The 26736-nt window shown below is 64.3% G+C and carries 40 protein-coding genes; 34 read left to right on the forward strand and 6 right to left on the reverse strand.

Going from position 1 to position 26736, the window contains the following annotated elements:
• Window positions 1–12: 12 nt before the first annotated feature.
• Genes sufC through XH96_RS12040 form a run of 4 tightly spaced genes read left to right on the forward strand, consistent with a single transcriptional unit; the run spans window position 13 to window position 3691 of the window.
• A complete protein-coding gene (gene sufC / locus XH96_RS12025) occupies window positions 13–771 on the forward strand; it encodes a Fe-S cluster assembly ATPase SufC (RefSeq protein ID WP_131870817.1) in 759 nt (252 codons plus the stop codon).
• Between the two features lie 4 nt (window positions 772–775).
• A complete protein-coding gene (gene sufD / locus XH96_RS12030; RefSeq protein WP_194392693.1) occupies window positions 776–2095 on the forward strand; it encodes a Fe-S cluster assembly protein SufD in 1320 nt (439 codons plus the stop codon).
• Window positions 2096–2099: 4 nt separating this feature from the next.
• On the forward strand, window positions 2100–3341 hold the full coding sequence (locus tag XH96_RS12035) for a cysteine desulfurase (RefSeq protein ID WP_194392694.1): 1242 nt from the start codon (window positions 2100–2102) through the stop codon (window positions 3339–3341).
• Window positions 3338–3691, forward strand: a complete 354-nt coding sequence (locus XH96_RS12040) for a nitrogen fixation protein NifZ (protein ID WP_194392695.1) — start codon at window positions 3338–3340, stop codon at window positions 3689–3691. The genes XH96_RS12035 and XH96_RS12040 overlap by 4 nt, the downstream gene beginning before the upstream one ends.
• Before the next feature lie 13 nt (window positions 3692–3704).
• On the opposite strand, the gene XH96_RS12045 is transcribed toward XH96_RS12040, so the two are convergent.
• Window positions 3705–4157 (reverse strand): SufE family protein, encoded by a 453-nt coding sequence (locus XH96_RS12045; protein ID WP_194392696.1) that lies wholly within the window; start codon window positions 4155–4157, stop codon window positions 3705–3707.
• A 352-nt stretch (window positions 4158–4509) separates the two neighbouring features.
• Here XH96_RS12045 and nifD point away from each other — a divergent pair, with 352 nt between their 5' ends.
• The 9 genes from nifD (at window position 4510) to hspQ (ending at window position 12574) form a co-directional block, all read left to right on the forward strand.
• The gene (nifD, locus tag XH96_RS12050) at window positions 4510–6012 is read left to right on the forward strand and encodes a nitrogenase molybdenum-iron protein alpha chain (RefSeq protein ID WP_194392697.1); all 1503 of its coding nucleotides are present in this window, start codon (window positions 4510–4512) and stop codon (window positions 6010–6012) included.
• 76 nt (window positions 6013–6088) lie between these two features.
• A complete protein-coding gene (nifK, locus tag XH96_RS12055; protein ID WP_194392698.1) occupies window positions 6089–7648 on the forward strand; it encodes a nitrogenase molybdenum-iron protein subunit beta in 1560 nt (519 codons plus the stop codon).
• A gap of 116 nt (window positions 7649–7764) precedes the next feature.
• On the forward strand, window positions 7765–9432 hold the full coding sequence (nifE, locus tag XH96_RS12060) for a nitrogenase iron-molybdenum cofactor biosynthesis protein NifE (protein WP_194392699.1): 1668 nt from the start codon (window positions 7765–7767) through the stop codon (window positions 9430–9432).
• A 10-nt stretch (window positions 9433–9442) separates the two neighbouring features.
• Window positions 9443–10825: a nitrogenase iron-molybdenum cofactor biosynthesis protein NifN gene (gene nifN / locus XH96_RS12065; RefSeq protein ID WP_194392700.1), complete on the forward strand. Its 1383-nt coding sequence runs from the start codon at window positions 9443–9445 to the stop codon at window positions 10823–10825.
• A gap of 22 nt (window positions 10826–10847) precedes the next feature.
• Window positions 10848–11243 (forward strand): nitrogen fixation protein NifX, encoded by a 396-nt coding sequence (gene nifX, locus XH96_RS12070; protein ID WP_131870826.1) that lies wholly within the window; start codon window positions 10848–10850, stop codon window positions 11241–11243.
• Between the two features lie 11 nt (window positions 11244–11254).
• Complete coding sequence (locus XH96_RS12075) at window positions 11255–11725, forward strand: NifX-associated nitrogen fixation protein (RefSeq protein ID WP_194392701.1); 471 nt, start codon at window positions 11255–11257, stop codon at window positions 11723–11725.
• Between the two features lie 9 nt (window positions 11726–11734).
• On the forward strand, window positions 11735–11935 hold the full coding sequence (locus XH96_RS12080) for a CCE_0567 family metalloprotein (protein ID WP_028137114.1): 201 nt from the start codon (window positions 11735–11737) through the stop codon (window positions 11933–11935).
• Window positions 11936–11948: 13 nt separating this feature from the next.
• A complete protein-coding gene (gene fdxB / locus XH96_RS12085; RefSeq protein ID WP_188096640.1) occupies window positions 11949–12236 on the forward strand; it encodes a ferredoxin III, nif-specific in 288 nt (95 codons plus the stop codon).
• 20 nt (window positions 12237–12256) lie between these two features.
• Window positions 12257–12574 carry a heat shock protein HspQ gene (gene hspQ, locus XH96_RS12090; protein WP_194392702.1) on the forward strand — a complete coding sequence of 106 codons (318 nt, stop codon included), beginning with the start codon at window positions 12257–12259 and terminating at the stop codon, window positions 12572–12574.
• Between the two features lie 23 nt (window positions 12575–12597).
• Here hspQ and XH96_RS12095 read toward each other — a convergent pair whose 3' ends face one another.
• The gene (locus XH96_RS12095) at window positions 12598–12915 is read right to left on the reverse strand and encodes a hypothetical protein (RefSeq protein ID WP_194392703.1); all 318 of its coding nucleotides are present in this window, start codon (window positions 12913–12915) and stop codon (window positions 12598–12600) included.
• Window positions 12912–13358: a hypothetical protein gene (locus XH96_RS12100; protein ID WP_194392704.1), complete on the reverse strand. Its 447-nt coding sequence runs from the start codon at window positions 13356–13358 to the stop codon at window positions 12912–12914. Before XH96_RS12100 ends, XH96_RS12095 begins: the two co-directional genes overlap by 4 nt.
• A 236-nt stretch (window positions 13359–13594) precedes the next feature.
• Between XH96_RS12100 and XH96_RS12105 the strand changes: the two genes are divergently transcribed.
• Window positions 13595–13999: a Rieske 2Fe-2S domain-containing protein gene (locus XH96_RS12105; RefSeq protein ID WP_194392705.1), complete on the forward strand. Its 405-nt coding sequence runs from the start codon at window positions 13595–13597 to the stop codon at window positions 13997–13999.
• 10 nt (window positions 14000–14009) lie between these two features.
• On the opposite strand, the gene XH96_RS12110 is transcribed toward XH96_RS12105, so the two are convergent.
• A complete protein-coding gene (locus XH96_RS12110) occupies window positions 14010–14600 on the reverse strand; it encodes a hypothetical protein (protein WP_194392706.1) in 591 nt (196 codons plus the stop codon).
• Window positions 14601–14937: 337 nt separating this feature from the next.
• Between XH96_RS12110 and XH96_RS12115 the strand changes: the two genes are divergently transcribed.
• The 20 genes from XH96_RS12115 (at window position 14938) to XH96_RS12210 (ending at window position 25690) form a co-directional block, all read left to right on the forward strand.
• Entirely contained in the window at window positions 14938–15258 is a 321-nt protein-coding gene (locus XH96_RS12115) for an iron-sulfur cluster assembly accessory protein (RefSeq protein WP_194392707.1), read from the forward strand.
• A gap of 48 nt (window positions 15259–15306) precedes the next feature.
• A complete protein-coding gene (locus XH96_RS12120) occupies window positions 15307–15600 on the forward strand; it encodes a NifU family protein (protein WP_194392708.1) in 294 nt (97 codons plus the stop codon).
• A 13-nt stretch (window positions 15601–15613) separates the two neighbouring features.
• Window positions 15614–16810 (forward strand): cysteine desulfurase NifS, encoded by a 1197-nt coding sequence (nifS, locus tag XH96_RS12125; RefSeq protein ID WP_194392709.1) that lies wholly within the window; start codon window positions 15614–15616, stop codon window positions 16808–16810.
• Window positions 16807–17028: a putative nitrogen fixation protein NifT gene (gene nifT, locus XH96_RS12130; RefSeq protein WP_194392710.1), complete on the forward strand. Its 222-nt coding sequence runs from the start codon at window positions 16807–16809 to the stop codon at window positions 17026–17028. The genes nifS and nifT overlap by 4 nt, the downstream gene beginning before the upstream one ends.
• Window positions 17028–17894, forward strand: coding sequence for an SIR2 family protein (locus XH96_RS12135; RefSeq protein ID WP_194392711.1), 867 nt, complete (start codon window positions 17028–17030; stop codon window positions 17892–17894). Before nifT ends, XH96_RS12135 begins: the two co-directional genes overlap by 1 nt.
• A 288-nt stretch (window positions 17895–18182) precedes the next feature.
• A complete protein-coding gene (nifB, locus tag XH96_RS12140; protein ID WP_194392712.1) occupies window positions 18183–19739 on the forward strand; it encodes a nitrogenase cofactor biosynthesis protein NifB in 1557 nt (518 codons plus the stop codon).
• Window positions 19740–19749: 10 nt separating this feature from the next.
• Entirely contained in the window at window positions 19750–19974 is a 225-nt protein-coding gene (locus XH96_RS12145) for a 4Fe-4S binding protein (protein ID WP_025037807.1), read from the forward strand.
• 10 nt (window positions 19975–19984) lie between these two features.
• Window positions 19985–20293, forward strand: coding sequence for an iron-sulfur cluster assembly accessory protein (locus XH96_RS12150; protein ID WP_194392713.1), 309 nt, complete (start codon window positions 19985–19987; stop codon window positions 20291–20293).
• A 10-nt stretch (window positions 20294–20303) separates the two neighbouring features.
• Window positions 20304–20837 carry a hypothetical protein gene (locus tag XH96_RS12155; RefSeq protein WP_371740066.1) on the forward strand — a complete coding sequence of 178 codons (534 nt, stop codon included), beginning with the start codon at window positions 20304–20306 and terminating at the stop codon, window positions 20835–20837.
• Window positions 20830–21603: a 4Fe4S-binding leucine-rich repeat protein gene (locus XH96_RS12160; RefSeq protein ID WP_194392715.1), complete on the forward strand. Its 774-nt coding sequence runs from the start codon at window positions 20830–20832 to the stop codon at window positions 21601–21603. The genes XH96_RS12155 and XH96_RS12160 overlap by 8 nt, the downstream gene beginning before the upstream one ends.
• Window positions 21600–21917: a nitrogen fixation protein NifZ gene (locus XH96_RS12165; RefSeq protein ID WP_194392716.1), complete on the forward strand. Its 318-nt coding sequence runs from the start codon at window positions 21600–21602 to the stop codon at window positions 21915–21917. Before XH96_RS12160 ends, XH96_RS12165 begins: the two co-directional genes overlap by 4 nt.
• Complete coding sequence (locus XH96_RS12170; RefSeq protein WP_194394112.1) at window positions 21917–22156, forward strand: nitrogen fixation protein NifZ; 240 nt, start codon at window positions 21917–21919, stop codon at window positions 22154–22156. Before XH96_RS12165 ends, XH96_RS12170 begins: the two co-directional genes overlap by 1 nt.
• An 11-nt stretch (window positions 22157–22167) precedes the next feature.
• Window positions 22168–22527, forward strand: a complete 360-nt coding sequence (locus tag XH96_RS12175; RefSeq protein ID WP_194392717.1) for a hypothetical protein — start codon at window positions 22168–22170, stop codon at window positions 22525–22527.
• Window positions 22528–22542: 15 nt separating this feature from the next.
• Complete coding sequence (locus XH96_RS12180) at window positions 22543–22812, forward strand: hypothetical protein (RefSeq protein ID WP_194392718.1); 270 nt, start codon at window positions 22543–22545, stop codon at window positions 22810–22812.
• Window positions 22809–24017 (forward strand): DegT/DnrJ/EryC1/StrS aminotransferase family protein, encoded by a 1209-nt coding sequence (locus XH96_RS12185; protein WP_194392719.1) that lies wholly within the window; start codon window positions 22809–22811, stop codon window positions 24015–24017. Before XH96_RS12180 ends, XH96_RS12185 begins: the two co-directional genes overlap by 4 nt.
• 33 nt (window positions 24018–24050) lie before the next feature.
• Window positions 24051–24359 carry a 2Fe-2S iron-sulfur cluster-binding protein gene (locus tag XH96_RS12190; protein ID WP_061026965.1) on the forward strand — a complete coding sequence of 103 codons (309 nt, stop codon included), beginning with the start codon at window positions 24051–24053 and terminating at the stop codon, window positions 24357–24359.
• Window positions 24360–24374: 15 nt separating this feature from the next.
• Window positions 24375–24596, forward strand: a complete 222-nt coding sequence (locus tag XH96_RS12195; RefSeq protein WP_061026935.1) for a hypothetical protein — start codon at window positions 24375–24377, stop codon at window positions 24594–24596.
• Window positions 24597–24614: 18 nt separating this feature from the next.
• Window positions 24615–25064, forward strand: a complete 450-nt coding sequence (locus tag XH96_RS12200) for a Rieske 2Fe-2S domain-containing protein (RefSeq protein ID WP_194392720.1) — start codon at window positions 24615–24617, stop codon at window positions 25062–25064.
• Between the two features lie 11 nt (window positions 25065–25075).
• Window positions 25076–25243, forward strand: coding sequence for a hypothetical protein (locus XH96_RS12205; RefSeq protein WP_194392721.1), 168 nt, complete (start codon window positions 25076–25078; stop codon window positions 25241–25243).
• 42 nt (window positions 25244–25285) lie between these two features.
• Window positions 25286–25690: a group II truncated hemoglobin gene (locus tag XH96_RS12210; protein WP_194394113.1), complete on the forward strand. Its 405-nt coding sequence runs from the start codon at window positions 25286–25288 to the stop codon at window positions 25688–25690.
• A 12-nt stretch (window positions 25691–25702) separates the two neighbouring features.
• On the opposite strand, the gene XH96_RS12215 is transcribed toward XH96_RS12210, so the two are convergent.
• Both XH96_RS12215 and XH96_RS12220 read right to left on the reverse strand, forming a co-directional pair.
• Window positions 25703–25948, reverse strand: a complete 246-nt coding sequence (locus tag XH96_RS12215; RefSeq protein WP_194392722.1) for a hypothetical protein — start codon at window positions 25946–25948, stop codon at window positions 25703–25705.
• Between the two features lie 14 nt (window positions 25949–25962).
• Window positions 25963–26730, reverse strand: coding sequence for a dienelactone hydrolase family protein (locus XH96_RS12220; protein WP_194392723.1), 768 nt, complete (start codon window positions 26728–26730; stop codon window positions 25963–25965).
• Window positions 26731–26736 lie beyond the last annotated feature (6 nt).

Genomic DNA, 26736 nt, shown 5'->3' on the forward strand with positions numbered 1-26736 from the left:
AGGAGAAGTGTGATGACGGCGCTCCTCGATATCCGCGGGCTCAAGGCCGAGATTGACGGCCGTCAGATCCTCAACGGGCTCGACCTCGCCGTGAACAAGGGCGAGATCCACGCCATCATGGGTCCGAACGGCGCCGGCAAGTCGACGCTGTCCTATGTGCTGTCGGGCAAGCCGGGCTACGAGATCACCGGTGGCGAAGTGTTCTTCAACGGCGAGGATCTCCTTGCCATGGACCCGGACGAGCGGGCGGCGAAAGGGCTGTTCCTGGCCTTCCAATACCCGCTCGAAATTCCCGGCGTCGCGACGCTGACGTTCCTGCGGACGGCGCTCAATGCCCAGCGCAAGAAGCGTGGCGAAGAGGAATTGTCCTCGCCCGATGTGCTGAAGAGGGTGCGCGAGCTCGCCAAACAACTCAGCATCGACCCTGAGATGCTGAAGCGGCCGCTCAATGTCGGTTTCTCCGGCGGCGAGAAGAAGCGCAACGAGACGCTTCAGATGGCGCTGCTGGAGCCCAAGCTGTGCGTGCTGGACGAGACCGATTCCGGCCTCGACATCGATGCGCTACGCATCGTCGCCGACGGCGTCAATCGCCTGCGTGCGGCCGACCGCGGCATGATCGTGATCACGCACTATCAGCGGCTGCTCGACTACATCGTGCCCGACGTCGTGCATGTGCTGGCTGCGGGCCGCATCGTCAAGACCGGCGGCAAGGATCTCGCGCTCGAACTGGAGGCGACGGGCTACGCGCAGTATCAGAGCGAGGCGGCGTGATCCCATGAATGCCGAGGTCCGTTCCGTCAAGACCGCTGCCGAGATCGGGTTCGCCGATCTGTTCGCGGCCGCGCGCGAGAGTCTGCCCGGCGGGGACAAGATCGAGGCGGTCCGGCGCGATGCCTTCGACCGCTTCGCGGCGCAAGGCCTGCCGCATTCCCGCACCGAGGCCTGGAGGTATACCGACCTGCGGCGCCTGCTGCGTGATGCCAAGCCGCTGGCTCCGCGCTCCGATGCGGCAGCCAGGAGTGTCGCTCGCGAGGCGGGTGCGGTCTTCGCGGGCCTCGGCCTCCGGCGGCTGCTGATCGTCGACGGCGCCTTCGCGCCCGAACTCTCCGATCTCGCCGGGCTCGAACCCGGCGTCGTCGTTCGCGCGACGGTCGAGGCGCTGGGGGCGGACGAAATGGTTCTGCCGCTCGACATGGCCGGAGGTGATCCGGTCGCCGCGCTCAACACCGCACTCGCCGCCGACGGTGTCATGATCACGGTCGCCCCGGGTGTCGTCGTGGAGCGGCCGATCCATCTCGTCTTCGTGACCACAGGCGGTACGCCCGCCGCGACGTTCACGCGATCGCGGCTGGAACTCGGCAGCGGTGCGGTCCTCACGCTCGTCGAGACCCATGAGGGTCCGGACCAGTCAGACTACCAGGTCAATGTGGCCTTGCAGGTGGATGTCGGAGACAGGGCCCGTCTGGACCACGTCAAGATCACCGGCGAAGGCGCAGCCGCGCTGCACATCTCAACGCTCGAGGCCTCGACCGGGGCGGGCGCGAGCTATCGCGATTTCGGCTTCACCATCGGTGGTGCCGTGGTGCGCAATCAGCTCTTTGTGAAGCTGGCGGGCGAGGGTGCCATCGCCGATGTGTATCAGGGAAGCCTTCTGGCCGGCCGCCAACACGCAGACACCACGCTCGTCGTCGACCATGTCGCCGCTGGTTCGCAGAGCCGGGAAGTCTTCAAGGCGGTCGTGGACGATGAGGCCCGGGCCGTGTTCCAGGGCAGGATCACGGTGCAGCCCGGCGCGCAGCAGACCGACGCCAGGATGATGGCGAGGGCGCTGCTCCTGTCGGACGAGGCCGTCGCCAATTGCAAGCCGGAGCTCGAGATTTTCGCCGACGACGTTCAGTGCGGACACGGCACCACCACCGGCGCGCTGGACGATCAGTTGAAGTTTTATCTGATGGCACGCGGCATTCCGGAAAAGGAAGCCGAGGCGCTGCTGATCCAGGCCTTCGTCGGCGAGGTGATCGACGCCGTCGCGCGCGACGATCTGCGTGAGGCATTGACGCAGGTGATGCTCAACTGGCTCAAGGAACGGGATTAGTTCCATGCATCCGGCGGTCGCCAACGGAAGTTACGACGTCAATCGCGTCCGCCAGGACTTTCCAATCCTGTCGACGCAGGTGTATGGCAAGAAGCTGGTCTATCTGGACAATGCCGCCTCGGCCCAGAAGCCAAATGCCGTGCTTGACCGGCTGACGCAGGCCTACACCAGCGAATACGCCAACGTGCACCGTGGCCTGCATTACCTCGCCAATGCCGCCACCGAAGCTTATGAGGGCGCGCGCGATAGGATTGCCCGTTTTCTCAATGCAGAGCGGCGCGAGGAGATCGTCTTTACCCGCGGGGCCACGGAGGCGATCAACCTGGTGGCCCAGACGTTCGGTCGCGAAAGGATCGGCGAAGGCGACGAGATCGTACTCTCGATCATGGAGCACCACGCCAACATCGTGCCGTGGCACTTCCTCAGGGAACGGCACGGTGCGGTGATCAGATGGGCGCCGGTCGACGACGAGGGCAATTTCCTGATCGACGAGTTCGAGAAGCTCTTGAACACGAAGACCAAGCTGGTTGCAATCACCCAGATGTCGAACGTGCTGGGCAGTGTCGTTCCGGTCAAGGAGGTCGTACGGCTGGCGCATGCCCGCGGGATTCCCGTCCTGGTCGACGGTTCGCAAGGCGCGGTCCACATGGATGTCGATGTGCGCGACATTGGCTGCGACTTCTACGTCATCACCGGGCACAAGCTGTACGGGCCGACCGGAATCGGCGCACTCTACGGCAAGTACGAGCACCTCGCGGCCATGCCGCCCTTCAACGGTGGCGGCGAGATGATCCGCGAAGTCTCGCGCGACACAGTCACCTATGGCGAGCCGCCGCATCGCTTCGAGGCCGGCACGCCGCCGATCGTGCAGGCCATCGGCCTCGGTGCCGCCATCGACTATATCGAATCGATCGGCAAGGAGCGGATCCGCAGGCACGAGAGGAGCCTGCTGGCCTATGCCGAGGAACGTCTGCGTGGGATCAATTCGCTGCGCATCATCGGAACCGCCGCCGACAAGGGCGCCATCGTGTCGTTCGAGATGAAGAGCGCCCACGCCCACGACCTTGCGACCGTGATCGATCGCTCCGGTGTGGCGGTTCGCGCCGGAACCCATTGCGCGATGCCGCTGCTCGACCGCTTCGGCGTGACCGCCACCTGCCGCGCGTCGTTCGCGCTCTACAACACCTCAGAGGAGGTCGACGCGCTGGCCGCGGCCCTGACCAGGGCCCAGGAGCTGCTCTCATGAGCGAACGGATCGCCACCAGGCCACGTCCCGTCAAGCCGCGGCCAGTTGCCCGCATCGTCTGCGATGCCCATCGTCGCCGAACGGTGCGGAACATGGAGCGGCGCTTCACCGGCGAGTATTCGGTCGGTGAACCGATCCGCGCCGCGGCACTGATCAGGAACGACGGCACGTATCCGCACAAGGATGTCGGCGAGCCGCTCGTGCACCCCGGCGATGCCGGCGTTGTGCGCGAGAGCTGGCGCTTTCTCGGCGAGGTCTACTACACGGTCGAATTCACGGCCCGGTCGGTGTTCGTCATCATGGCGGACCACGAGATGATGCGGGTGGGAACCGCGTTCGACGTCACCTGACGTTCTCCAGGCGTCATACGGCTTCCGCGAGTGCGGCCGCCGCATCCGCACGCGTACGCGCTACCATCGACCGGAATCCATTCGAGCGCTGTGGTGTCAGATGCTCGCCGAGCCCGAGCCGCTCGAACAAGGCGAGGGGATTCTCGCCCGAGATCTCCGCGGCCGGTCGTCCCGACAGAAGCGCGATCAGGATCGCGACCAGGCCGCGGACGATGTGAGCGTCGCTATCGCCGGCGAAGGTGAGGAAAGGCCGCCCGTCGCGGTGCTCGATCGTGGTCGCAAGCCAGACCTGGCTGACGCAGCCCTGCACCTTGTTGGCGTCGGTTCGCTGCTCCTCCGGAAAGGGCGTCAGCATGCGGCCCAGTTCGATGACGTAGCGGTAGCGGTCGTCCCACTCTTCGAGGAGCGAGAAGTTCTCGATGATGTCGTCGATCGGCGTTGGCCGAGAGTTCGTTTCAAGCTGCATGATCGCCTCGATGCATTGATGAGACGCGTCAAGCAAGCCCCATACCGCAGCGCGGATCGACGCTTCCCTGCAGGAAAATGCATAGCCGATGCCGTCTGGCGACGACACGCATTGTTTTGTTTCGAACAGCCCTCCGCGCACGCACATGTCGACATGATGCGATGTCGGGTTTGCAACAAACGCGAGCTTCGAAGCTATCTGTCTCCAATCGCTTCACTTTTTGTCGTCGGTATGTGCTGGCACACTCGTTGCAAAAGTCCTTGTGCAAGGCGACCTCGCGGAAGAGATCGCGAGCGCGGCGCGCCGGTTGAGGCGTCCGATCGTCACACAGGGATAACCGAGGGATACTCGCATGAGCCTAGCAACCACAGAGAGCGTCGCCGAGATCAAGGCCCGCAACAAGCAACTGATCGACGAAGTCTTGAAGGTCTATCCGGAGAAGACCGCAAAGCGCCGCGCCAAGCACCTCAATGTGCACGAAGCCGGCAAGTCCGATTGCGGCGTCAAGTCGAACCTGAAGTCCATCCCCGGCGTGATGACCATTCGCGGCTGCGCCTATGCCGGCTCCAAGGGCGTGGTGTGGGGCCCGATCAAGGACATGATCCACATCAGCCACGGCCCGGTCGGCTGCGGGCAGTATTCCTGGGCGGCGCGACGCAATTACTACATCGGAACGACCGGCATCGACACCTTCGTCACCATGCAGTTCACCTCCGACTTCCAGGAGAAGGACATCGTGTTCGGTGGCGACAAGAAGCTCGCCAAGATCATCGACGAGATCCAGGAGCTGTTTCCGCTCAACCACGGCATCACCATCCAGTCGGAATGCCCGATCGGCCTGATCGGCGACGACATCGAGGCCGTCTCGAAAGTGAAGTCCAAGGAGTATGACGGCAAGACCATCGTCCCGGTGCGCTGCGAAGGTTTTCGCGGGGTCTCGCAGTCGCTCGGCCACCACATCGCCAACGACGCGGTGCGGGACTGGATATTCGACAAGGTCTCTCCGGAGGCGAAGCCGGCCTTCGAGGCGACGCCCTATGACGTCGCGATCATCGGCGACTACAACATCGGCGGCGACGCCTGGTCCTCGCGTATCCTGCTCGAGGAGATGGGCCTGCGCGTGATTGCGCAATGGTCGGGCGACGGCAGCCTCGCGGAGCTGGAAGCGACGCCGAAGGCGAAGCTCAACGTCCTGCACTGCTACCGCTCGATGAACTACATCTCCCGTCACATGGAGGAGAAGTTCGGCATTCCCTGGTGCGAGTACAATTTCTTCGGGCCCTCCAAGATCGCGGAATCGCTGCGCAAGATCGCCAGCTTCTTCGACGACAAGATCAAGGAAGGCGCCGAGCGCGTGATCGCGAAGTACCAGCCTCTGATGGATGCGGTGATCGCCAAGTACCGCCCGCGCCTGGAAGGCAAGACTGTGATGCTGTTCGTCGGCGGCTTGCGCCCCCGCCACGTGATTGGCGCCTATGAGGACCTCGGCATGGAGGTGGTCGGCACCGGCTACGAGTTCGGTCACAATGACGACTACCAGCGCACGGCCCAGCATTACGTCAAGGACGGTACGCTGATCTATGACGACGTCACCGGCTACGAGTTCGAGCGCTTCGTCGAGAAGATCCAGCCGGATCTCGTCGGCTCCGGCATCAAGGAGAAGTACGTCTTCCAGAAGATGGGCGTGCCGTTCCGGCAGATGCACTCCTGGGACTATTCCGGTCCCTATCACGGCTATGACGGCTTCGCGATCTTCGCCCGCGACATGGACATGGCGATCAACTCCCCGATCTGGAAAAAGACCAAGGCACCCTGGAAGGATGCCCCGCGGCCGAGCCTGATGGCGGCGGAATGACGGTAAGCGCCGGCTCCTCCCGTTCAGGGAGGAGCCGGGACAGGCGATCGAACACGAATCCAACCAAGGTGCCGCGATGACACAGAATGCCGAACACGTGCTCGATCACTTCGAGCTGTTCCGAGGTCCGGAATACCAGCAGATGCTGGCGAACAAGAAAGCGCTATTCGAGAACCCGCATGATCCGGCGGAGGTCGAGCGTATCCGCGAATGGGCCAAGACGCCCGAATATCGCGAGAAGAACTTCGCTCGCGAAGCCCTCACCGTCAATCCCGCCAAGGCCTGCCAGCCGCTCGGCGCGGTATTCGTCGCGGTCGGCTTCGAGGGCACGCTGCCCTTCGTGCACGGCTCGCAGGGCTGCGTCGCCTATTACCGCAGCCATCTGTCGCGCCACTTCAAGGAGCCGAGTTCCTGCGTCTCCTCCTCGATGACGGAGGATGCGGCGGTGTTCGGCGGCCTGAACAACATGATCGATGGCCTCGCCAACACCTACAACATGTACAAGCCGAAGATGATTGCGGTCTCGACCACCTGCATGGCGGAAGTGATCGGCGACGACCTCAACGCCTTCATCAAGACGGCCAAGGAGAAGGGCTCGGTGCCGGCCGAGTACGACGTGCCCTTCGCCCATACGCCGGCCTTCGTCGGCAGCCACGTGACGGGTTACGACAACGCGCTCAAGGGCATCCTGGAGCATTTCTGGGACGGCAAGGCCGGCAGCGCGCCGAAGCTCGAGCGCAAGGAGAACGGCAGGATCAACTTCATCGGCGGTTTCGACGGCTACACCGTCGGCAACATCCGCGAGATCAAGCGCATCTTCGAACTGATGGGGATCGAGTACACGATCCTCGCCGACAACAGCGATGTGTTCGATACCCCGACCGACGGCGAGTTCCGCATGTATGATGGCGGCACCACGCTGGAGGACGCGGCAAACGCGATCCATGCCAAGGCGACCATCTCGATGCAGCAATACTGCACCGAGAAGACGCTGCCCTTCATCGCGGGGCACGGGCACGAAGTCGCGGCCTTCAATCACCCGGTGGGCGTCAGCGCCACCGACGACTTCCTGATGACGCTGTCGCGCATCACCGGCAAGCCGATCGCGAAGGCCCTGGAGCAGGAGCGCGGCCGCCTGGTCGACGCGATGGCGGACTCGAGCGCGCATATCCATGGCAAGAAGTTCGCGATCTACGGCGATCCGGACCTCTGCTACGGGCTCGCGGCCTTCCTGCTCGAGCTCGGCGCCGAGCCCACCCACGTGCTCTCGACCAACGGCAACAAGGCCTGGGCCGAAAAGATGCAGGCGCTGTTCGCCAGCTCGCCGTTCGGCAAGAACTGCCATGCCTATCCGGGCAAGGATCTCTGGCACATGCGCTCGCTGCTGTTCACCGAGCCGGTCGATTTCCTGATCGGCAACACCTACGGCAAGTATCTGGAGCGTGACACCGGCACGCCGCTGATCCGCATCGGCTTCCCGGTGTTCGATCGCCACCATCACCATCGCTATCCGGTGTGGGGCTATCAGGGCGGCATGAACGTGCTGGTGAAGATCCTCGACAAGATCTTCGACGAGATCGACAAGAACACCAACGTCCCCGCCAAGACCGACTACAGCTTCGATATCATCCGCTGACGTCGATGAGAGCTGCCGCCGCCCGATGGGGCGGCGGCAGACCACCAGTCTAGCCAGAGCGATCGAGACTGCGGGGCGGCAAGCTCGCGCAGCGGGTCAGGGAATAGGAGAGACGCATGAGCTCGCTGTCGGCCACCATCCAGGACGTCTTCAACGAGCCGGGTTGCGGCAAGAACGCCAACAAGACGGAGGCCGAACGCAAGAAGGGCTGCACCAAGCAGTTGCAGCCGGGCGGGGCCGCCGGCGGCTGCGCCTTCGACGGCGCCAAGATCGCGCTGCAGCCGTTCACCGACGTCGCGCATCTCGTCCATGGCCCGATCGCGTGCGAGGGCAATTCCTGGGACAATCGCGGCAGCGCGTCGTCCGGCTCCGACCTCTGGCGGCGCAGCTTCACCACCGACATGAACGAGACCGATATCGTGTTTGGCGGCGAGAAGCGGCTCTACAAGGCGATCAAGGAGGTCATCGAGAAGTACGATCCGCCGGCGATCTTCGTCTATCAGACCTGCGTTCCCGCCATGATCGGCGACGACATCAACGCGGTCTGCAAGGCTGCGGCCACGAAGTTCGGCAAGCCGGTCATCCCCGTCAATTCGCCCGGCTTCGTCGGCCCGAAGAACCTCGGCAACAAGCTGGCCGGCGAGGCGCTGCTGGAGCACGTCATCGGCACCGAGGAGCCTGATTACACCACGCCCTACGACATCAACATCATCGGCGAGTACAACCTGTCCGGCGAGTTCTGGCAAGTCAAGCCGCTGCTGGACGAGCTCGGCATCCGCATCCTCTCCTGCATCTCCGGCGACGGAAAATACCGCGAGTTGGCCTACTCGCATCGGGCCAGGGCCGCCATGATGGTGTGCTCCAAGGCGATGATCAACGTCGCCCGCAAGATGGAGGAACGCTACGGCATTCCCTACTTCGAGGGCTCGTTCTACGGGATCCAGGATTCCAGCGATTCCCTACGCGAGATCGCCCGCCTGCTGATCGAGCGCGGCGCGCCGGCCGAGCTGATGGACCGCACCGAAGCGGTGATTGCGCGGGAGGAAGCCAAGGCCTGGGCCGCGATCGAGCGCTTCAAGCCGCGCTTCAAGGACAAGAAGGTGCTGCTGATCACCGGCGGGGTGAAGTCGTGGTCCGTGGTGGCGGCACTCCAGGAGGCGGGCCTCGAGATCGTCGGCACCTCCGTGAAGAAGTCCACCAAGGAGGACAAGGAGCGGATCAAGGAGCTGATGGGCCAGGACGCGCACATGATCGAGGACATGACGCCGCGCGAAATGTACAAGATGCTGAAGGACGCGCGCGCCGACATCATGTTGTCAGGCGGCAAGTCGCAGTTCGTCGCGCTGAAGGCGGCGATGCCCTGGCTCGACATCAACCAGGAGCGCAGCCATGCCTATATGGGCTATATCGGCATGGTCACGCTGATGGAGCAGATCGAGAAGGCGCTCTACAACCCGATGTGGGCGCAGCTCCGCAAGCCGGCGCCATGGGACGATGCCGGCGTCAACTGGCAGACCAAGGCGATGGAGCAAATGGATGCGCAGGCTGCCGAAATCGCCGCGGATCCGGTGCTAGCGGAGGCGGCCCGGCGAGCCAAGAAGATCTGCCACTGCAAGACCGTCGACCTCGGGACAATCGAGGATGCGATCGCGGCCCACGGCCTCTCCTCGGTCGACGGCGTGAAGGAGCACACCAACGCCTCAGGCGGCTGCGGGGCCTGCAAGGGACGGATCGAGGACATCCTCGCCGCTCAGCCCACGCCGATGCTCCAGGCGGCGGAGTAGGGCGCAGCCGATGGCCATCGTCACCACCTCCAAGAAGGCCTGCTCGGTCAATCCGCTCAAGATGAGCCAGCCGATCGGCGGCTCCTTCGCCTTCATGGGCCTGCGCGGGGCGATGCCGCTGCTGCACGGCTCGCAGGGCTGCACCTCGTTCGGGCTGACGCTGTTCGTGCGGCATTTCAAGGAAGCCGTGCCGATGCAAACCACCGCGATGAGCGAGGTCGCAACCGTGCTCGGCGGCTATGAGAACGTCGAGCAGGCCATCCTCAACATCTACAATCGAACCAAGCCGGAGATCATCGGCATCAATTCGACCGGCGTCACCGAGACCAAGGGCGACGACGTCGAGGGTTTCATTCGCCTGATCCGGCAGAAGCATCCGCAGCTTGAAAAATTCCCGCTGGTCTATGTGTCCACGCCCGATTTCAAGGACGCCTTCCAGGACGGCTGGGAAAAGACCGTCGCGCGCATGGTCGAGGTGCTGGTCGATCCGGTCGAGGCCGGGGCCGCGCGCGATGCGGCGCGCGTGAACGTCCTGCCGGGCTGTCACCTCACGCCGGGAGATCTCGACGAGCTGCGCACGATCATCGAGGATTTCGGGCTCAAGCCGTCCTTCCTGCCGGACCTTGCCGGCTCCCTCGACGGCCACATCCCCGATGAATTCACGCCGACCACGATCGGCGGCATCGGGGTCGACGAGATCGCGACCATGGGGCAGGCGGCCTGGACTATCGCGATCGGCGCGCAGATGAAGCGCGCGGCGGAAGCCATGCAGCAGAGGTCGGGCGTACCGTTCCGCTTGTTCGAGCGGCTCTGCGGCCTCGCCCCAAACGACGAATTCGTCGCATTCCTCAGCGAGATCAGCGGCCGGCCGGTGCCGGCGAAGTACCGCCGGCAGCGCGGCCAGCTCGCGGACGCGATGCTGGATACGCACTTCCACATCGGCGGTCGCAAGCTCGCGATCGGCGCCGAGCCGGATCTGCTGTTCGATCTGTCCAGCATGCTGCATGAGATGGGCGCCGAAGTCGCAGCCGCGGTGACTACGACCGCCTCGCCGGTGCTCGAGCGCATCAAGACGCAGGAGGTCCTGATCGGCGATCTCGAAGACCTGGAAGAGCTTGCCAAGGCGCGCGACTGTGATCTCCTCATTACCCATTCCCACGGTCGTCAGGCGGCCTCGCGCCTGAAGATCCCGTTCTACCGCGCGGGCTTTCCGATGTTCGACCGTCTCGGCGCCGGACACCAGCTGTCGGTGGGCTACCGCGGCACGCGCGATCTGGTCTTCGATCTCGCCAATCTCGTCATCGCCGATCGCGAGGCCAACCATCAGCCGACGCCCGATACCTGGCGGACCACGGACAGCGGCCTCCAGGTCGTCCCGCCGCAACTGCACTGATGCAACAAGAGGGACCAGATCGATGAAAGTCGCCTTTGCCACCCAGGATCTCAAGCGCGTCGATGCGCATTTCGGCTGGGCCAAGAACATCGCCATCTACGACGTCAATCCGGACGGCCATCGCTTCGTCGAGGCCATCCAGTTCGACGGTGACCTCAAGGAGGACGGCAACGAGGACAAGCTGGCGCCGAAGATCGAGGCGATCAAGGATTGTACGATCCTCTACGTTGCCGCGATCGGCGGCTCGGGCGCGGCGCGGGTCGTCGCCAACAACATCCACCCGATGAAGGTGACGCAGCCCGAGGCGATCGACGATCTCTGCGTCAAGCTCGAGGACGTGCTGAAGGGTTCGCCGCCGCCGTGGCTGCGCAAGGTGCTCGCCAAGGGACAGGAACGCAGCTTTGATTTCGAGGACTGAAGGGAACCGCCATGACTGAAGCGGCTCAACTGATCCAACCCGACAACGCGGCCGAGGCGCCGTTCGTCAAGGAGCTCGTCAAGATCTGGCGGGCCCAGGACACCCATGGCGCCTGGGAGGGCAAGAAGGATCTCGACCTGCTCGAGCCCTACATCCTCGACAAGGAGAAGCGCCGCGCGCTGCCGATCGTCGGCGATCCTGACCCGGACACGATCTGGCGCATGGAGCTGTTCTTCAACGCGGTCGCGCTGTCGATCGAGAAAGCGACCGGCGTGATGATCTCGCCGATGCTGAAGATGCACCATGAAGGCTTCGGCCGGATGGTGCTGATCGGCGGCCGGCTCATCGTCGTCAACAAGCAGCTGCGCGACGTGCACCGGTTTGGCTTCGACAATCTCGCCAAGCTTGCGGCCGAAGGTGACAAGCATGTCGCAGGCGCGGTCGAGATGATCCGCAAATTTCCCGATGTGGCGAATTACTGAGGCTTGAGCATGAGCGATCTCGAAACCCTGAAGGCCGAAATCAAGAAGCTCTCGGCCAAGGCGACGCAAGCCAAGATGGATCTCCACGATCTTTCGGAGGAGCTTCCGATCAACTGGACCTCGATCCTGAGCGTGGCCCAGAAGGCGCATGATGCCTTCGCTGAGCTCGAGCGCAAGCGCGAAGATCTCAAGACGTTGGAAAAGGCATAACCGGATCCCGCCCATGTCCTACGCAACCCGTGACGGCCGCGACTGGAAGCCGGACTATCTGGTGTCGATCGATGCCCAGAAGTGCATCGGCTGTGGCCGCTGCTACAAGGTCTGCGGCCGCGAGGTCATGACGCTGAAAGGCATCAACGAGGACGGCGAGATGATCGACCTCGATGACGACGATGACGAGGTCGAGAAGAAGGTGATGGTGATGAACGACGACGGCGCCTGCATCGGCTGCGGCGCCTGCGCGCGAGTCTGTCCGACCAACTGCCAGACCCACGCCCCCGCGGCGGCTTGAACGCCGTGCCGGACCCAGCGATGAGCAAGACGAGGTTCGCCAGGTACAATATCGGCCAGGTGATCCGTCATCGTCTCTACGCAATGCGGGGCGTCATCTTCGATGTCGACACATCGTTCGCCGGCATGGATGGCGAACCGGAGCCCGACGGGGCGACGACGGGTCTGGTCTACCGGCTGTTCGCAGAGGACGATGAAATCCCCTACGTGGCCTGTATCGCGGAACGCGACCTCGAGCCCGATGATTCCGGCGAGCCGGTTAGCCATCCCGGGATCGGGGCCATGTTCGAGGTCGGCGAAGCCGGCAGTTATCGCCGGCGCCGGCACGCGTTGAACTGACGCGCGAGCGACGCCGATCCGCCTTACTCGATCCCCTGTTCGCGCGACTTCATCATCGCGGCGATGCGGAAGCGCTCGTGGATGGCGACGGGATTGGCGAGCATGTCGGCTTCCGCCTGCCTGAATGCGGCGAGCACAATCTCGGCTTCCTCGCGCGTCAGGGGCACGCGGCCAGCCATGTGGGTCGCCTCCGGCGCGGCGGCACGGATCGCGCGGCGATAGGGGTGATCCTTCACTTCGACCAACTCGTTCGCCTCGAGCTTGCCGCCGAGCGTGATCGCGAGTCCGACGACCTCGAGCTTGCGGCCGTCCTGCGTGGTCTTGACCAGGATCGCCATCACGGCACCAGCGGCATGGCAAAGCCGGGGCGGGGATGGGCGTCGTAATAGTCCGGGCGTTCCGGCCAGCCGCCTTCGGCGATGAACTTGAACGCGGTGATCTTCACCGGCGCGCCTTGCGAGCAGGAGACCTCGGCGAACTTGATCTCGCGCAGGCCGGGACCGGCGGAGAAGTCCGCAATGACGGTCCCGTCGGCCTTGCAGGCGCGGGCAAAGCCCGGTGTGCCGACACTGCCTGCCGGCACCGGGTTGGCCGCGAGGTTGACGCCGGCGTCGCCGCTGAACGCCGGGGTCGCGAACTTGAACGTGGCGAGGACGGCGCTGCGGTCGACAGGGCGATCGGCGGTGATCGGGCGCGCCACCGAATAGACGGTCAGCGTGCCGCCATCGAGCAGCGCCTTGATCTCGTCTTCCGAGCAGGCGGCGAATTCAGACGCGACGTTCATGTCATTCTCCATGCCAAGGGGGCCTGACTGAACAGCATCAATTTCCATGCCACCTCGCGGGAGTGTCCCGAGAGCTACGACGTCGCCAAAACCGGGAGAATCGGCGTGGAACTGGCCCCACATGCTGAACCAGGCGAGTGACGACGCTGTCGTGTGTCGGATTCCTGACCTGACGTCCCCCTAACCTAGCGCGATTCTTGCACCGTTCGAGCGATCCGACCGCGAACGAGGACAGCATGGACCAGAATACCGCCTATGCGATCTGCGCCTTCAACGACATCCCGAGCCAGAGGGCGATCGGCTTTCATCTCATGATCGTCGGCGAAGACGGAACGCCGCGGCCGTGGCCGATCGTGATCGTGCGCTGGGGCAAGCAGGTGTTCGGCTATCTCAACCGCTGCCCGCACAATGGGGTGAACCTGGACTGGGAGCGCAACCAGTTCCTGGACGGGAACGGCACCAAGCTGATGTGCGGCAAGCACGGTGCGACCTTCGAACTCGGCACCGGCAATTGCGTGAACGGGCCATGCAAGGGCGAGAGCCTGACGCCGATCGCGCTCGCCGTGCTCGACGGCGATATCTGCGCGACCGGTGTGGCGCTGGTGGAGGACGACGAGAGGCCCTGCGAGGAAGAGGTCTGACGACGATGCGTCAGACCGGGCGGTTCTCGTTGCGGTTCTTCACCGGCTCCATCTTCGCAACGGCGTCCTCGAACGAGATCTCGGTATAGGAGCCGTTGAGCTCCCTGGCGGCATCGAGCAAATAGTCGAGCTTGCCCGCGGTATCGAGCTTCTTGATGTCGTTCTTGTCGACGCCGGCGAGGTCCATCATCTCCTTCCACACCGTCGATTCGTCGCACGGCAGGATGCGGAATTCGATGTCCCCGATCCTGGTGCGGTACTTCGCGAGCAGGTCGATGTTGTTGCAGAACATGAAGTAGCTGCCCTTCGGGCTCAACGCGCCGTCCAGCACCTTGGCGACGTCGGCGAGATAGGCATAGGAATGCAGGTAGCCGGCGAGCACCGGGATGGTCTCTTCGCCCTCCTGCGCCACGGTCAGCACCTGCTCGATCGAATAATCCGGCGGACGCTTCTCGTCGGCGACCTGGGCCTGGAACTTCAGCGCGATGTCGCCGCGAAAGCCGAAGCGGCCGGGCTTGGTCGTGTCGCCCTTCAGCACCGCGTTCAGGAGCCGGCCTTCCTTGTCCAGGCGGCCAAGGGCGGTGTTGTCGATCGACGTCATGAATGTCTCCTTGTCTCATCTGCCGCGCGGCCGTGTGGCCGGCGCGAAGGTCTCGATCGCCCTTATGCAAGGAGTTTGCCGCCTGCCTGCGTATCCGCCGAAAGTTCGAATGCAGCGGGAATCCGGATGGCTCGGCGCGACCGCTGCACGTCGCCCGGTATGGCGTTGCCATTCCACGTGTCCAAGCGCCGCGACCGCCCCCTGTCGCAAACCCGACAAGCGTCGTAAAGGCAACAGCCCGGTGGTGGAACGAAAATGCAGCAATTTCAGACGTATGCGCTCTGGCACGAGACTTGCGATCCCTCATTGCAACAGACCCAGATAGCGAGGGCGAGCGATGATCAACCTGACGGACAGCGCGGTGAATGCGGTGAAGACCGCGATCTCCTCGGCGGCGCAGCCGGCGAGCGGCCTGCGTATCATGGTCGAAACCGGCGGCTGCGCCGGCTTCAAATACATGATGGGCCTCGCTGAAGAAGCCAAGCCCGACGACACCGTGATCGAGCGCGGCGGCGTGAAGGTGTTCGTGGACAACCAGAGCCACGAGCATCTCAACGGCACCACGATCGACTTCGTCGTGGCGCTGGAGGGCTCCGGCTTCACCTTCGACAATCCAAACGCCAAGTCGAGCTGCTCTTGCGGCAAGTCGTTCAGCTGAACGGCGCTCGTCGTCGATCTGAAAGAAGAGCAAGAAAGAGAATGTGAAATGCTCGTCGAATCCGAACACAATAAGCAGTTGCCGGCCGCTGAGCCCAGCGAGCGCGAACGCATCGTTCGCGCCGTGCTCGACGAGATCCGGCCCAATCTGAAGCGCGACGGCGGCGATTGCGAGCTGCTCGAGATCGATGGCAACAAGATCATGGTCAGGCTCACCGGGGCCTGTGTGTTCTGCAAGCTGGCAAGCGCGACCCTCGAGGGTATTCAGGCCCGGCTGATCGAACGGCTCGGCGAGTTCGTTCGCCTGATTCCCGTCGCCGGAGCGGCCAAAGCGCGCCATTGAGGAGAGGGGTTCCGTGCGGCCGATCTACCTCGACAACAACGCGACGACCCGCACGGACCCTTCCGTCGTCGCGGCGATGCTGCCGTTCTTCTCCGACCAGTTCGGCAACGCATCTTCAGCTCACGCCTTCGGCAGCGACGTCGCCGGGGCGGTGAAGGAGGCGCGCCGTAGCGTGCAGGCGCTGATCGGCGCCGCCTTCGACCACGAGATCGTCTTCACTTCGGGTGGTACCGAGTCGGACAATGCGGCGATCCTGTCGGCGCTTGCCGTGCAGGACGGCCGGGACGAGATCGTCACCACCGCGGTCGAGCATCCCGCCGTGCTGTCGTTGATCGAGGAACTCGGCCGCCGCGGCATCAAGAGCCATCTCATTGCCGTGGATACGCGTGGACGCCTCGATATCGACGCTTATAGGCGCGCGCTCGGACCACGCACCGCGATCGCGTCCGTGATGTGGGCGAACAACGAGACCGGCACGGTCTTCCCGGTCGAGTTCCTGGCCAAGATGGCGCGCTCGGCCGGCGCGCTGTTTCACACCGACGCGGTGCAGGCCGTCGGTCGGCTTCCGATCGATCTCAAGGCGAGCGAGATCGACATGCTCTCGCTGTCCGGCCACAAGCTGCATGGTCCCAAGGGCATCGGCGCGCTCTATGTGCGCAAGGGAACGAAATTCAAGCCGCTGATCCTGGGTGGTCCTCAGGAACGTCGCCGCCGCGCCGGCACCGAGAACGTTCCCGGCATCGTTGGTCTTGGCAAGGCAGCCGAGCTTGCGGCCGCGCAGCTCGACCGGGAGCGGGCGGAGATCGCCGCCCTGCGCGACCGGATGGAGCAGGGCATCCTGCGGCTCGGCCACTGCATGGTGCTGGGCGACGTCAAGAGCCGACTGCCGAACACCTCGAACATCGCCTTCGAGCATGTCGAGGGCGAAGCGATCATCCATCATCTGAACCGCGCCGGCATTGCCGCTTCGCTGGGATCGGCCTGCGCCTCCGGATCGATGGAGCCCTCGCATGTACTGCGTGCGATGAACGTGCCGGCCGCGTCGTTGCGCGGTGCGATCCGCTTTTCCTTGTCGCGCGAGACCACCGGCGACGAGATCGACCGTGTCCTGCACGCATTGCCGGACATCCTATCGAAACTGAGAGCATTGTCTCCGTCGTGGCAAGGGCGCGCGAGCGACACCTCTCGTCCTGCGGAGATGAGCCTATGAAAGTCATGATTCGCCGTTCGCCGGAGACCGGCCTGTCGATCTACGTGCCGAAGAAGGATCTCGAGGAGCCGATCGTGGACTCCGAGCACGAGACTCTTTGGGGCGGCTGGATCAAGATCGCCAACGGCTGGGTGCTCGATCTGCCGCAGATGGCCGCCGATACCAGCCTGCCGATCACCATCAACGCCAGGAAGCGCGGCGGCGAGGGAGACGAGTGATGAACGCTCCGGTCCCGCAGATCGATTTCGCCGCGCCGGCGGACGCCGAGGCCATTCTCAGCGAGGTTGTCTCGCGGCTGCGTGGCGGCAATGTCATTCCTTATCTCGGGCCTGGCGTGGCCGAGCCCGGCGAGCCAGCCGTGCCGATGAATCCGGAAGCGCTGGCGGCCTTTTTCGGCACCAGGGTCGCCCTGCCACGCCGCGCCCGGGGCAATGCCTGGGCCTCGGCGCAGCACATCGAGAGCACCAGGCATCGTGCCACGGTGACAGCGCTGATGGTGGAAGCTTTTGCAACCCCGGTCGCGCCGACCGCGCTCCATCACCATCTCGCCACCATGTCGCTGCCGCTGATCGTCGACAGCTGGTACGACGGTGCGATGCGGAGCGCGCTCGCGGGCCGTGTTGATTGGGGTGAGATCCAGGGCATCACCCGCGCCGGCATCGGCGAGGACCGCTGGTACCGGTTCTACGATGCCACCGGCCAGGAGGTCGACCGCGCCCGGGCCAAGGACTGGACCACGATCCTCTACAAGCCCCACGGCAGCGTCGCGCCGGCGAAGAACTTCCTGATCTCCGACGCCGACTATGTGGAAGTGCTGACCGAGATCGACATCCAGACGCCGATCCCGGACGAGGTGAAGGCGCGGCGCACCGGCCGCAGCTTCCTGTTCCTCGGCTGCCGTTTCAACGACCAGCTCCTGCGCACCTATGCGCGGCAGGTGTCGAAACGTTCGACCGACACCCATTATGTCGTGGTCGAGCCCGATGCGCTCTCGAAGAACGAGCTGCGCTTTCTGGTGAGCCAGGGTCTGACCCCGCTCGCCATCCCGCTTCCGCGCGCGATCGAGATCGTGCTGGCGGGCTGACCTTCGTCGTACTGTCGAACTGACCTCGCCGCGCGGACCTCGTTCGCGCGGCGCGCGTTTTGTCGGCGGTCAAGGCTCTCTGTCGGCGACGTCGCATCTGTCACCTTTGCAACATGCGTTGACAACCCGACATTTCCCGACGCACGCGCTAACCCCTTGAAGCAAGCGAAGAAAGTCGTAGGCGGGGTGCTGGCATGCAGGTTGCTAATACCTTTCTAGAACGGCTCTTAGGACGCTTCTCGAAATCCGAGCCGCAAATCTGTTCGGCCTGCAAGGAGAACTGAGCACATGGACGTTTCAGCGCAACACGACGCGAGCAGCAACGGCGGCAATGTCGGCGAGATCATGCAGGCCATCGCGGAGCACAAGGGCTGCGGCACGACGGGCGGAAGCGGCAAGGCGAGCTGCGGATCGCAGGCCGGGCAAGGCGATCTGCCGACCGAGATCTGGGAGAAGGTGAAGAACCATCCCTGCTACAGCGAAGAGGCGCATCATCATTACGCACGCATGCACGTCGCGGTCGCGCCGGCCTGCAACATCCAGTGCAACTACTGCAATCGCAAATACGACTGCGCCAACGAATCGCGCCCCGGCGTGGTCAGCGAGAAGCTGACGCCCGAGCAGGCCGCCAAGAAGGTGCTGGCCGTCGCCTCCACCATCCCGCAGATGACCGTGCTCGGCATCGCCGGCCCCGGCGATCCGCTGGCGAACCCCGAAAAGACATTCAAGACCTTCGAGCTGATCTACAACACGGCGCCGGACATCAAGCTCTGCCTGTCGACCAACGGCCTGATGCTTCCCGATCATGTCGACACCATCGCGAAATATAATGTCGACCACGTCACCATCACCATCAACATGGTCGATCCCGAGATCGGCGCGAAGATCTATCCCTGGATCTTCTACAAGCACAAGCGCTACACCGGCTATGAAGCCGCCAAGATCCTGACCGACCGGCAGCTCCAGGGCCTGGAGATGCTCACCGAGCGCGGCATCCTCTGCAAGGTCAACTCGGTGATGATCCCCGGCATCAACGACCAGCACCTGGTCGAGGTCAACAAGGCCGTGAAGTCGCGCGGCGCCTTCCTGCACAACATCATGCCGCTGATCTCCGCGCCGGAGCACGGCACCGTGTTCGGCCTGAACGGCCAGCGCGGCCCGAGCGCGCAGGAGTTGAAGGCGCTGCAGGATTCCTGCGAGGGCGAGATGAACATGATGCGGCATTGCCGGCAGTGCCGCGCCGATGCGGTCGGCCTGCTCGGCGAGGACCGCAGCGCCGAGTTCACCACCGAGAAGATTATGGCGATGGAGGTGAAGTACGACGCCGACACCCGCAAGGCCTATCAGGAGAAGGTCGAGGAAGAACGCATCGCCAAGGTCGCCGCCAAGCAGGAGGAGCTTGCCGAGCTCGCAGGCAAGTCCAGCGACATCAAGGTGCTCGCCGCGGTCGCGACCAAGGGCTCCGGCCTGATCAACGAGCACTTTGGTCATGCCAAGGAATTCCAGGTCTACGAGCTCTCCACCGCCGGCGCCAAATTCGTCGGCCATCGCCGTGTCGATCTCTACTGCCAGGGCGGCTATGGCGAGGAGGACAGCTTGGAGACCATCATCCGGGCCATCAACGACTGCCATGCGGTCTTTGTCGCCAAGATCGGCGGGTGCCCGAAGGGCGACCTGGTCAAGGCCGGCATCGAGCCGGTCGACCAATACGCCCATGAGTTCATCGAGAAATCTGCGATCGCCTGGTTCAAGGCCTATCTCGACAAGGTCAATAGCGGCGAAGTCGAGCATGTGGAGCGCGGCGATGCCGCCATCCGCCAGGGCGCGCTGATCTCGGCTGCTTGAGGAGAGACTAATGCCGTTCAAGATCATCGCTTCGCAGTGCACGAGCTGCTCGGCCTGCGAGCCGGAATGCCCGAACGTCGCCATCCGCGAGAAGGGTGGAACGTTCGTGATCGACCCGAAGAAGTGCACCGAATGTCTCGGCCATTTCGACGAGCCGCAATGCGTGGCGGTGTGCCCAGTCGACAACACCTGCGTCATCGATACGTCACTGCCGCGCTACCAGGCGCCTGCTTGAGGGGGATGGAATGAACTTCACGATCACACCGGCGGCGCAGAAGTTCATGCGCATGATGCTCCGCGTCGACGGCGGAGCGAGCAGCGGCTTCCGCCTCGCGGTCAGCCCCGGCGGCTGCTCCGGCCTTGCCGCCGACATCAGTGTGCGCGCTGAGCCGCAGGCCGGCGACGCGGTGGTCGAGCGGGACGGCGTCAAGCTGTTCCTGCCGGCCGAAAGCCGCCTGCTGCTCGACGGCGTGACCATCGATTTCGCCGACACGGCAACCCAGACCGGGCTCGTGTTCCATGATCCCAAACAGGTCTCCTGCGGACATCACTGAACAGGCGGCAATGATGCCCGACACGTTTGTCAGTCCGCAGGTCGAGATCAACGAGGCGCTCGTCACCGGCGCCTTGCTCGGGCGCGGGCTGCCGAGCGAGGCGGAACATCATTTGTGGGAAGCTGGGCTTTCCTATCACCTGGACGACATCGCGGAACGTCATCTGCGTGAGGCCGAAGCGCTCGCGCCCGACCACGCCGCTGTGCTGATCGGCCTCTATCGATTCTATTTCTACAAGGGCCGTCTCGCCGAGGCGCTCGCTGTCGCCCGTCGCTGCCTGCTCAAGGCGGCGCAGGAGAACAATCTTCCCGCCGATTGGCGCTCCGTGCGGACTGGCGATGCCGAGTTCGGCCGCTACGAGAACATTCTGCCGCGCTTCTTCCTGTTCTCGCTGAAGGGCTATGCCTATCTGCAGATGCGCCTCGGCGAGACAGAGGAGGGGCGGCTCGCGGTCCAGAAGCTGCTGGAGCTCGATCCCACCGACAAGATCGGCGCCAAGGTGCTGCTAGGCGTGCTCGAGCGGATGGGGCAGGACGATGAGTGATGACATCGACGAGGCCCTCGACTGGCTGGGACGTCAGGTTGATTGTGCGGCTTGCCCGCATCTGGCGCTCAACGGCGCCGGTGGCTGCCGGATCAGGCATGCCTGCGTCAACGATCGTTACGCGCGCCGCATCGACCGTTTCTTCACCTGGAATCCGGGCCTTGCCGACGGCTATCTCGGTCATCCGCATTTCGAGGTGCGCGCAATCGCCGCAAAATTCGCCAACCTGTTCCTGCTTCCGCCCCTGCTCGGCGATGCCGACGAAACGGTACGCTGGAATGCCGTTCGCCGACTGCCCCGACGCTATGTGCTGCAATTGCGCAAGGATCCGCATCGCGAGGTGAGGATGCGGGTTGCAACCCTGATCGACGGCGACGACCTGCTGCCGATGGCTTCCGACCAGGACTACTACGTCCGCATCGTCGTCGCGCGCCGCCTGGCGCCGCTCCTGCTCGGCCGGATGATCGACGACGAGGAGGCGGAGGTTCGCCGCGTCGTAGCCCGGCGCATTCCGGACGAATGGCTGCTCGGCATGATCAGCGACCGCGACGCCGCGGTGCGGCTCGAGGTTGCACAGCGCCTGTCGCCGGAGCTGCTGGCCTTGATGCGCGGCGATCCGGATTGGCGCGTCCGCTACGAGGTCGCAAGCCGCGCCGCCGTCGGCGAGCTCATGGGACTCGCCGAGGACCAGGATGGGCTGGTGCGCGAAGTCGCGCGGTCGCGGGTCGCCGTGCGGCTGGAGCGAGGAACGGGAGCCTCCCTATGAGCAACATCGTCCGTGACAGCGACGTCGTCGAGCTGACCGCCCCGCCGTTCTTCAGCTTCGGCGAGAAGGTGCGGGCCAAGCGCACCATCCGCAACGACGGCACCTATGCCGGCAAGGAGATCGGCGACATCCTCGCCAAGAAGGGTGAGATCGGTTACGTCGTCTCGATCGGCACCTTCCTCCAGCAATTCTACATCTATGGCGTCGAATTCCTCGAAAGCGGCAATCGCGTCGGGATGAAGCGCAAGGAGCTCGACCCCGTCAATCCGCGCGATGCGGTCGAGGACATTCCACTGCCGGAGACCGTGTCATGATGATCGAACCTAGATTGCCGAAATATCAATGGGGCCAGCGCGTGAAGGCGGCGGTGGACCTGCACAATGACGGCTCGTTTCCGGATGCGCCGGCCGAAGGCCTCCTCGTCGGCGTCGGCGGCACCGGGGAAATCGTCCAGGTCGGCAGGCACACCGACGCCAATCTGCCGATCTACCTGGTCGAGTTCGGCGAGCGGCTGGTGGTCGGCTGCCTCGAAGAAGAAATCAGTCCGCTCTAGGGATGGCCACGATGAATGCCGCGGTCCTCAGACAGCCCGACATAGGCCTGCCCGCGCATCCCAACGAGCTCGATCGCAGGCGGATCGAGCGGGCGCTCGGGTCGCGCAAGCGCTATCGCTACGTCTCGCCGATCGTCAGTGGCGTGACCGGCGGCTATCTGGTGGAGAGCCCCTGCTGCTCGCGCAACATCGACGCCGAGGGCGGTGTCATCGACGTCGCGCTGCTGCATCACGATGCGGCGGGTGCGAGCTGGAAGCTCTTCCGCAAGGACCACAAGACGGGCGCCTGGGAGCTGCACGGCGTGCATCAACGGCTGGCATCGGCGACGGACGTCCTGAATGCCGATCCCGAACGTGTGTTCTGGCAATAGCAGGAGGTTGGAGACATGGCGCTTGCGGCGACAGAGCTGACCGAGATCGAGCGGATGCTGGGCTCGCCCGACGCGGCGACCCAGGTCTATCTCGAGCTGCGCCGGAAATTCCCCCACCTTGCTTGGATCCGCTGCGACGCCTCCGACGTGACAGAGACCCCGTACCGCAGCTGCGGCGCGTTCGAACTGCATCTGCTCGACAGCGCCGATCATTGTGCGCAGATCACGGACGATCCCGCACGTGCGACCGGCATCGTGCTCGCCAAGCGGGCGGCCGGGCCATGACCGAGCCTGCTCTCGCTTATGACGACGTGGCCGAAACGGGCGAGGTCTCCGTCGAGACCGGGCACGACTTCATTCCGCTCTCCGACCCGGATATCACGCTGGCGGAGATTGCGGCGGTCGATGCCACCTTGCGCTCGCCACGGCTGTCCAGCGGGCCGCTGGCGGAGGAATTCGAGGCGGCGTTCGCCGCCTATGTCGGCCGCGCCTATGCCGTTGCGGTACCGAGCGGCACCATCGGCCTTCTGCTCGCCCTGAAGGCGTATGGCATTGGTGCCGGCGACGAGGTCGTCGCTTCGTCCTATTCGTTCCGCGAGACCGCGCATGCGATCAGCCTCGCCGGCGCCAGGCCGGTGTTCGCCGATATCGACTATTGGTCCGGCACGCTTGCGCCGCACAAGGTGGAAGAGCGGATCACGCCGAGGACGCGCGCCATCCTCGCCGCCAACACCAATGGCCATCCGGCGCCTTGGTCGGAGCTGCGCGGCATCGCGGCGCGACGCGGCGTCCTCCTGCTGGAGGATTCCACCGAGGCGATCGGCTCGCGCTACAAGGACAGGCTGGTCGGCAGCTTCGGCGACGTCGCCGTGTTCGATTTTGCGCAGCCCTCGCTGTTGACCTGCGGCGAGGGCGGCATGCTCGTCACCGACGACATCGATCTCGCCGTGGCCTTGCGCCGTCACCGCGCGCATCGGCTGAACGAGCGCTCCTCGGTCGTGGTGAGCTCGGCCGCTGCCTATCAGGCCGGGATCAGCGATCTCGCGGCCGCGCTTGGCCTCGCCCAGCTCAAGCGCATCGACGAGATCATCGAGCGGCGCCGACTGGTCGAGCAGCTCTACGCGACGCACGTGCAGTCGTTCGAGGGCATCAAGCCGCCCTATATTGCGCCCGATGTGACCGAGGTGAACTGGTTTCTCTATCTCGTGCATCTCGGCACGCGCTTCACCCGCTCGAGCCGCGACGCCATTGCCGAGGATCTCCGGGTTGAGCAGGTCGAGGCTGCCGCCTACAGCCATCCGCTGCACTTGCAGCGGCATTATTTCGATCTCGGCTACCGCCGCGGCGATCTGCTTGTCACCGAAAAGATCGCCGATCGCGCCGTCGCGCTGCCGTTCCATACCCATCTGACGGATAGCGAGATCGAATTCATCGTCGAGACCATGAAGGACGCCTCGATCAATGTGGGCGCAGGCGCGGCGATCTACTGAAGAGCCGATCACCAACGAAAGAGGATGACGACCATGACCACACTGACCGTTCTGCCCGCAGGCAAGACCATCGAGGTTTCCGAGGGAACGACACTTCTGGCTGCGCTGCTCGGCGCCGAAATCGCGATCCCGCACAAATGCGAGGGTCAGGCGAAGTGTGGCTCCTGCCACATCTTCGTGCAGGAGGGGCGCAAGGGGTTGTCGAAGATCGCGCGGCTCGAAAACGAGAAGCTCGACACCATTGTCGGCGTCGGATCGAAGTCGCGCCTCGCCTGCCAGGCCACCGTGCTCGGCACAGAGGACGTCAAGATCGAGCTGCTCGGCTTCTCGTCGGGCATCTAGCGCGGGAGCAGGACGATGGATACGCAGAAGCTCATTCTTCACACGCGCTTTGCGCCGAACGGCACCGTGGTCGAGATCAGCGAGCGGCCCGAGGGCCTCACGCCGCAGGCCTGGTTCAACTTTCTCAGCGACAAAGCCGGCGACGTCTATCAGACGCTTGCCGGCGGCCGGGGTGTGTTCCGGCTGACCCGGGAAGAGCTGACGGCGCTGAGGCAAGCGGCCACGCCGGCGGCCTGACCAGCTGGAGGAGTGACGATGGGAGCGAGAGAGATCGACGTCTTCGTCATCTGCGCCAGCGACGAGATCGAACGCGGCAGCGCGAGGGCGTTCAGCCTTTCGCGTTTCGACGAGTCCGGCGAAAGCCGGCCGTTCCCGATCGTCGTGATCCGGACCCATGGCAACGACTATGTCGGGTACGTCAATGCCTGTCCGCATGACGGTGTCTGGCTCAACATCGGCAGTGGTGACTTCTTCACGCAGGACCGTGCGTTCCTGAAATGCGGTCGCCACGGCGCCACGTTCGAGATCGACAGCGGGCTCTGCATCGACGGTCCCTGCAACGGCAAGAGCCTCCAGCCCATCGCGCTTGCCGTGGTCGACGGCGAGGTCTGCCTGTGCGGCGAGCGGCTGGTCGAGGACGACCGTCCGTTCGGCGCCTTCGACGACCATGACGAGACCATGGACATCATGATCCACCCGGACTAGGAGGGCAGGGCGTGACCGTCGCGCAATTGCTCGATCGCCTCAAGGACCTCCCGGGGGACGCCGTGGTGCTGATGGACAGCGGCGACGGACTGTCGCGCGTCGCCACGCTGGAATTTGTCGCCGATCAAGGCCCGGGCGCGCTGGCGGAGGTTATCCTGTCGCCGAGCATGGACGAATAGGTACAACAGAAGGCATCGGCAGATACGGTGGTCACTGTTTCAATGTTCGAACGGATCGGCGGGCCGGTTGTCGTCGACCGCCTGGTGGAAAGCTTCTATCGCCGGATGGACGCGCTCCCCGAAGCCGCCGGCATCCGCGCCATGCATGCGGACGACCTGACGTCGACCAAGCAGGTGTTGAAGCGATACCTCACCGAATGGACCGGCGGGCCAAAGCTCTATTCGCCGGAGAAGGGCCACCCGCGGCTGCGTCAGCGTCACATGGGTTTCCCGATCGGTAGTGCCGAGCGCGACGCCTGGCTGCTGTGCATGCGCGGCGCGCTGGGCGAGACGGTCGCCGACGAAGCGGCGCGGGCAGAGCTCGATGCCGCGCTCACCAAGCTCGCCGACTGGATGCGCAACCAGGCCGGCAATCCGCATGATGCGCGCGGCGGCGGGCACGGCTGAGGGGACGCGGCGTCAGTCCGTCAGCGGCAGGCCAAAGAACTCCTCCTCGGCGCCGCCCCAGGCCTTGTGCAGGGCAAGGCCGCTCCGCCACTTGCCGATCTCGATATCATTTGCCAGGCGGTGTGTGATCTTGCCCTCCGGTTTCTCGGCCAGCAGGAAGGTCTTGCCGTTGCGGATGAAACGATTGAGGTCCTTGGTATCGGTCGGCCGCACGACGCAGCGCGGCGCATCGTCAATGAGAATCGTCGTCGGCATCATCGCGCGGGACTCCCTCAATCCATCGGCGGCCCGAGATCGTCGTTTTCCTTCTTCTTTTTCTTCTTCTCGGTCTTGGCCTGGGCATAGGCGCCGGCATTCTTCAACAGGATCGGCTTCTGTCCCTCGACATATTGCGCGATCCAGAACAGGGTCCGTTCCTGCGCCTTCGCCGCCGCGGCCTCGCGAAAACTGCCGCGCTCCTCACAGCCGAAGCCCTTGATGGACTCGGGATAGGTGAAGGCGCTGACGTCGGGGCGCCAGGCGCGGAATTGGGTGATGGCCTCCAGCGGTAGCTCCGGATCGCTTTCGCAGAAGTGCAGGAGGGTCGGCACCTTGCGCTTTTCGCGATAGTCGGCGATCGTGTGGCTGCCATCATAGCCGATCACGCAGGCAATACCGCTGACCTTGTTCGCCGCGGAATAGGCGAGGTCGCCGCCCCAGCAATAGCCAACGAGCGCGACCTTGCCGGTGTCCTTCACAGCGTCGACCGTCGCCTGGATATCCGAGATCGCCTGCTCCCTGCCGATCTGCGCGCTGATCGCGGCCCCCTCGGCCTTGCCGTCCTGGTCGTGACCGAAGCTGACGCCCGGCTTCACCCGGTCGAACAGCGATGGCGCGATCGCTACGTAGCCCTTGGCGGCGAATGCATCGGCAATCTTCTGGATCTCGGGCGTCACACCGAAGACGTCCTGAAGGACGACAACGGCGCCCTTGGGCGCTTCGGCGGGATCAGCACGGTAGGCGGAGAAACTCGCTCCGTCGCTGGCGGTCAGTTCGATCATTGTATC

This window comes from Bradyrhizobium sp. CCBAU 51765 (genome assembly GCF_015291725.1).
Taxonomy (GTDB): domain Bacteria; phylum Pseudomonadota; class Alphaproteobacteria; order Rhizobiales; family Xanthobacteraceae; genus Bradyrhizobium; species Bradyrhizobium liaoningense.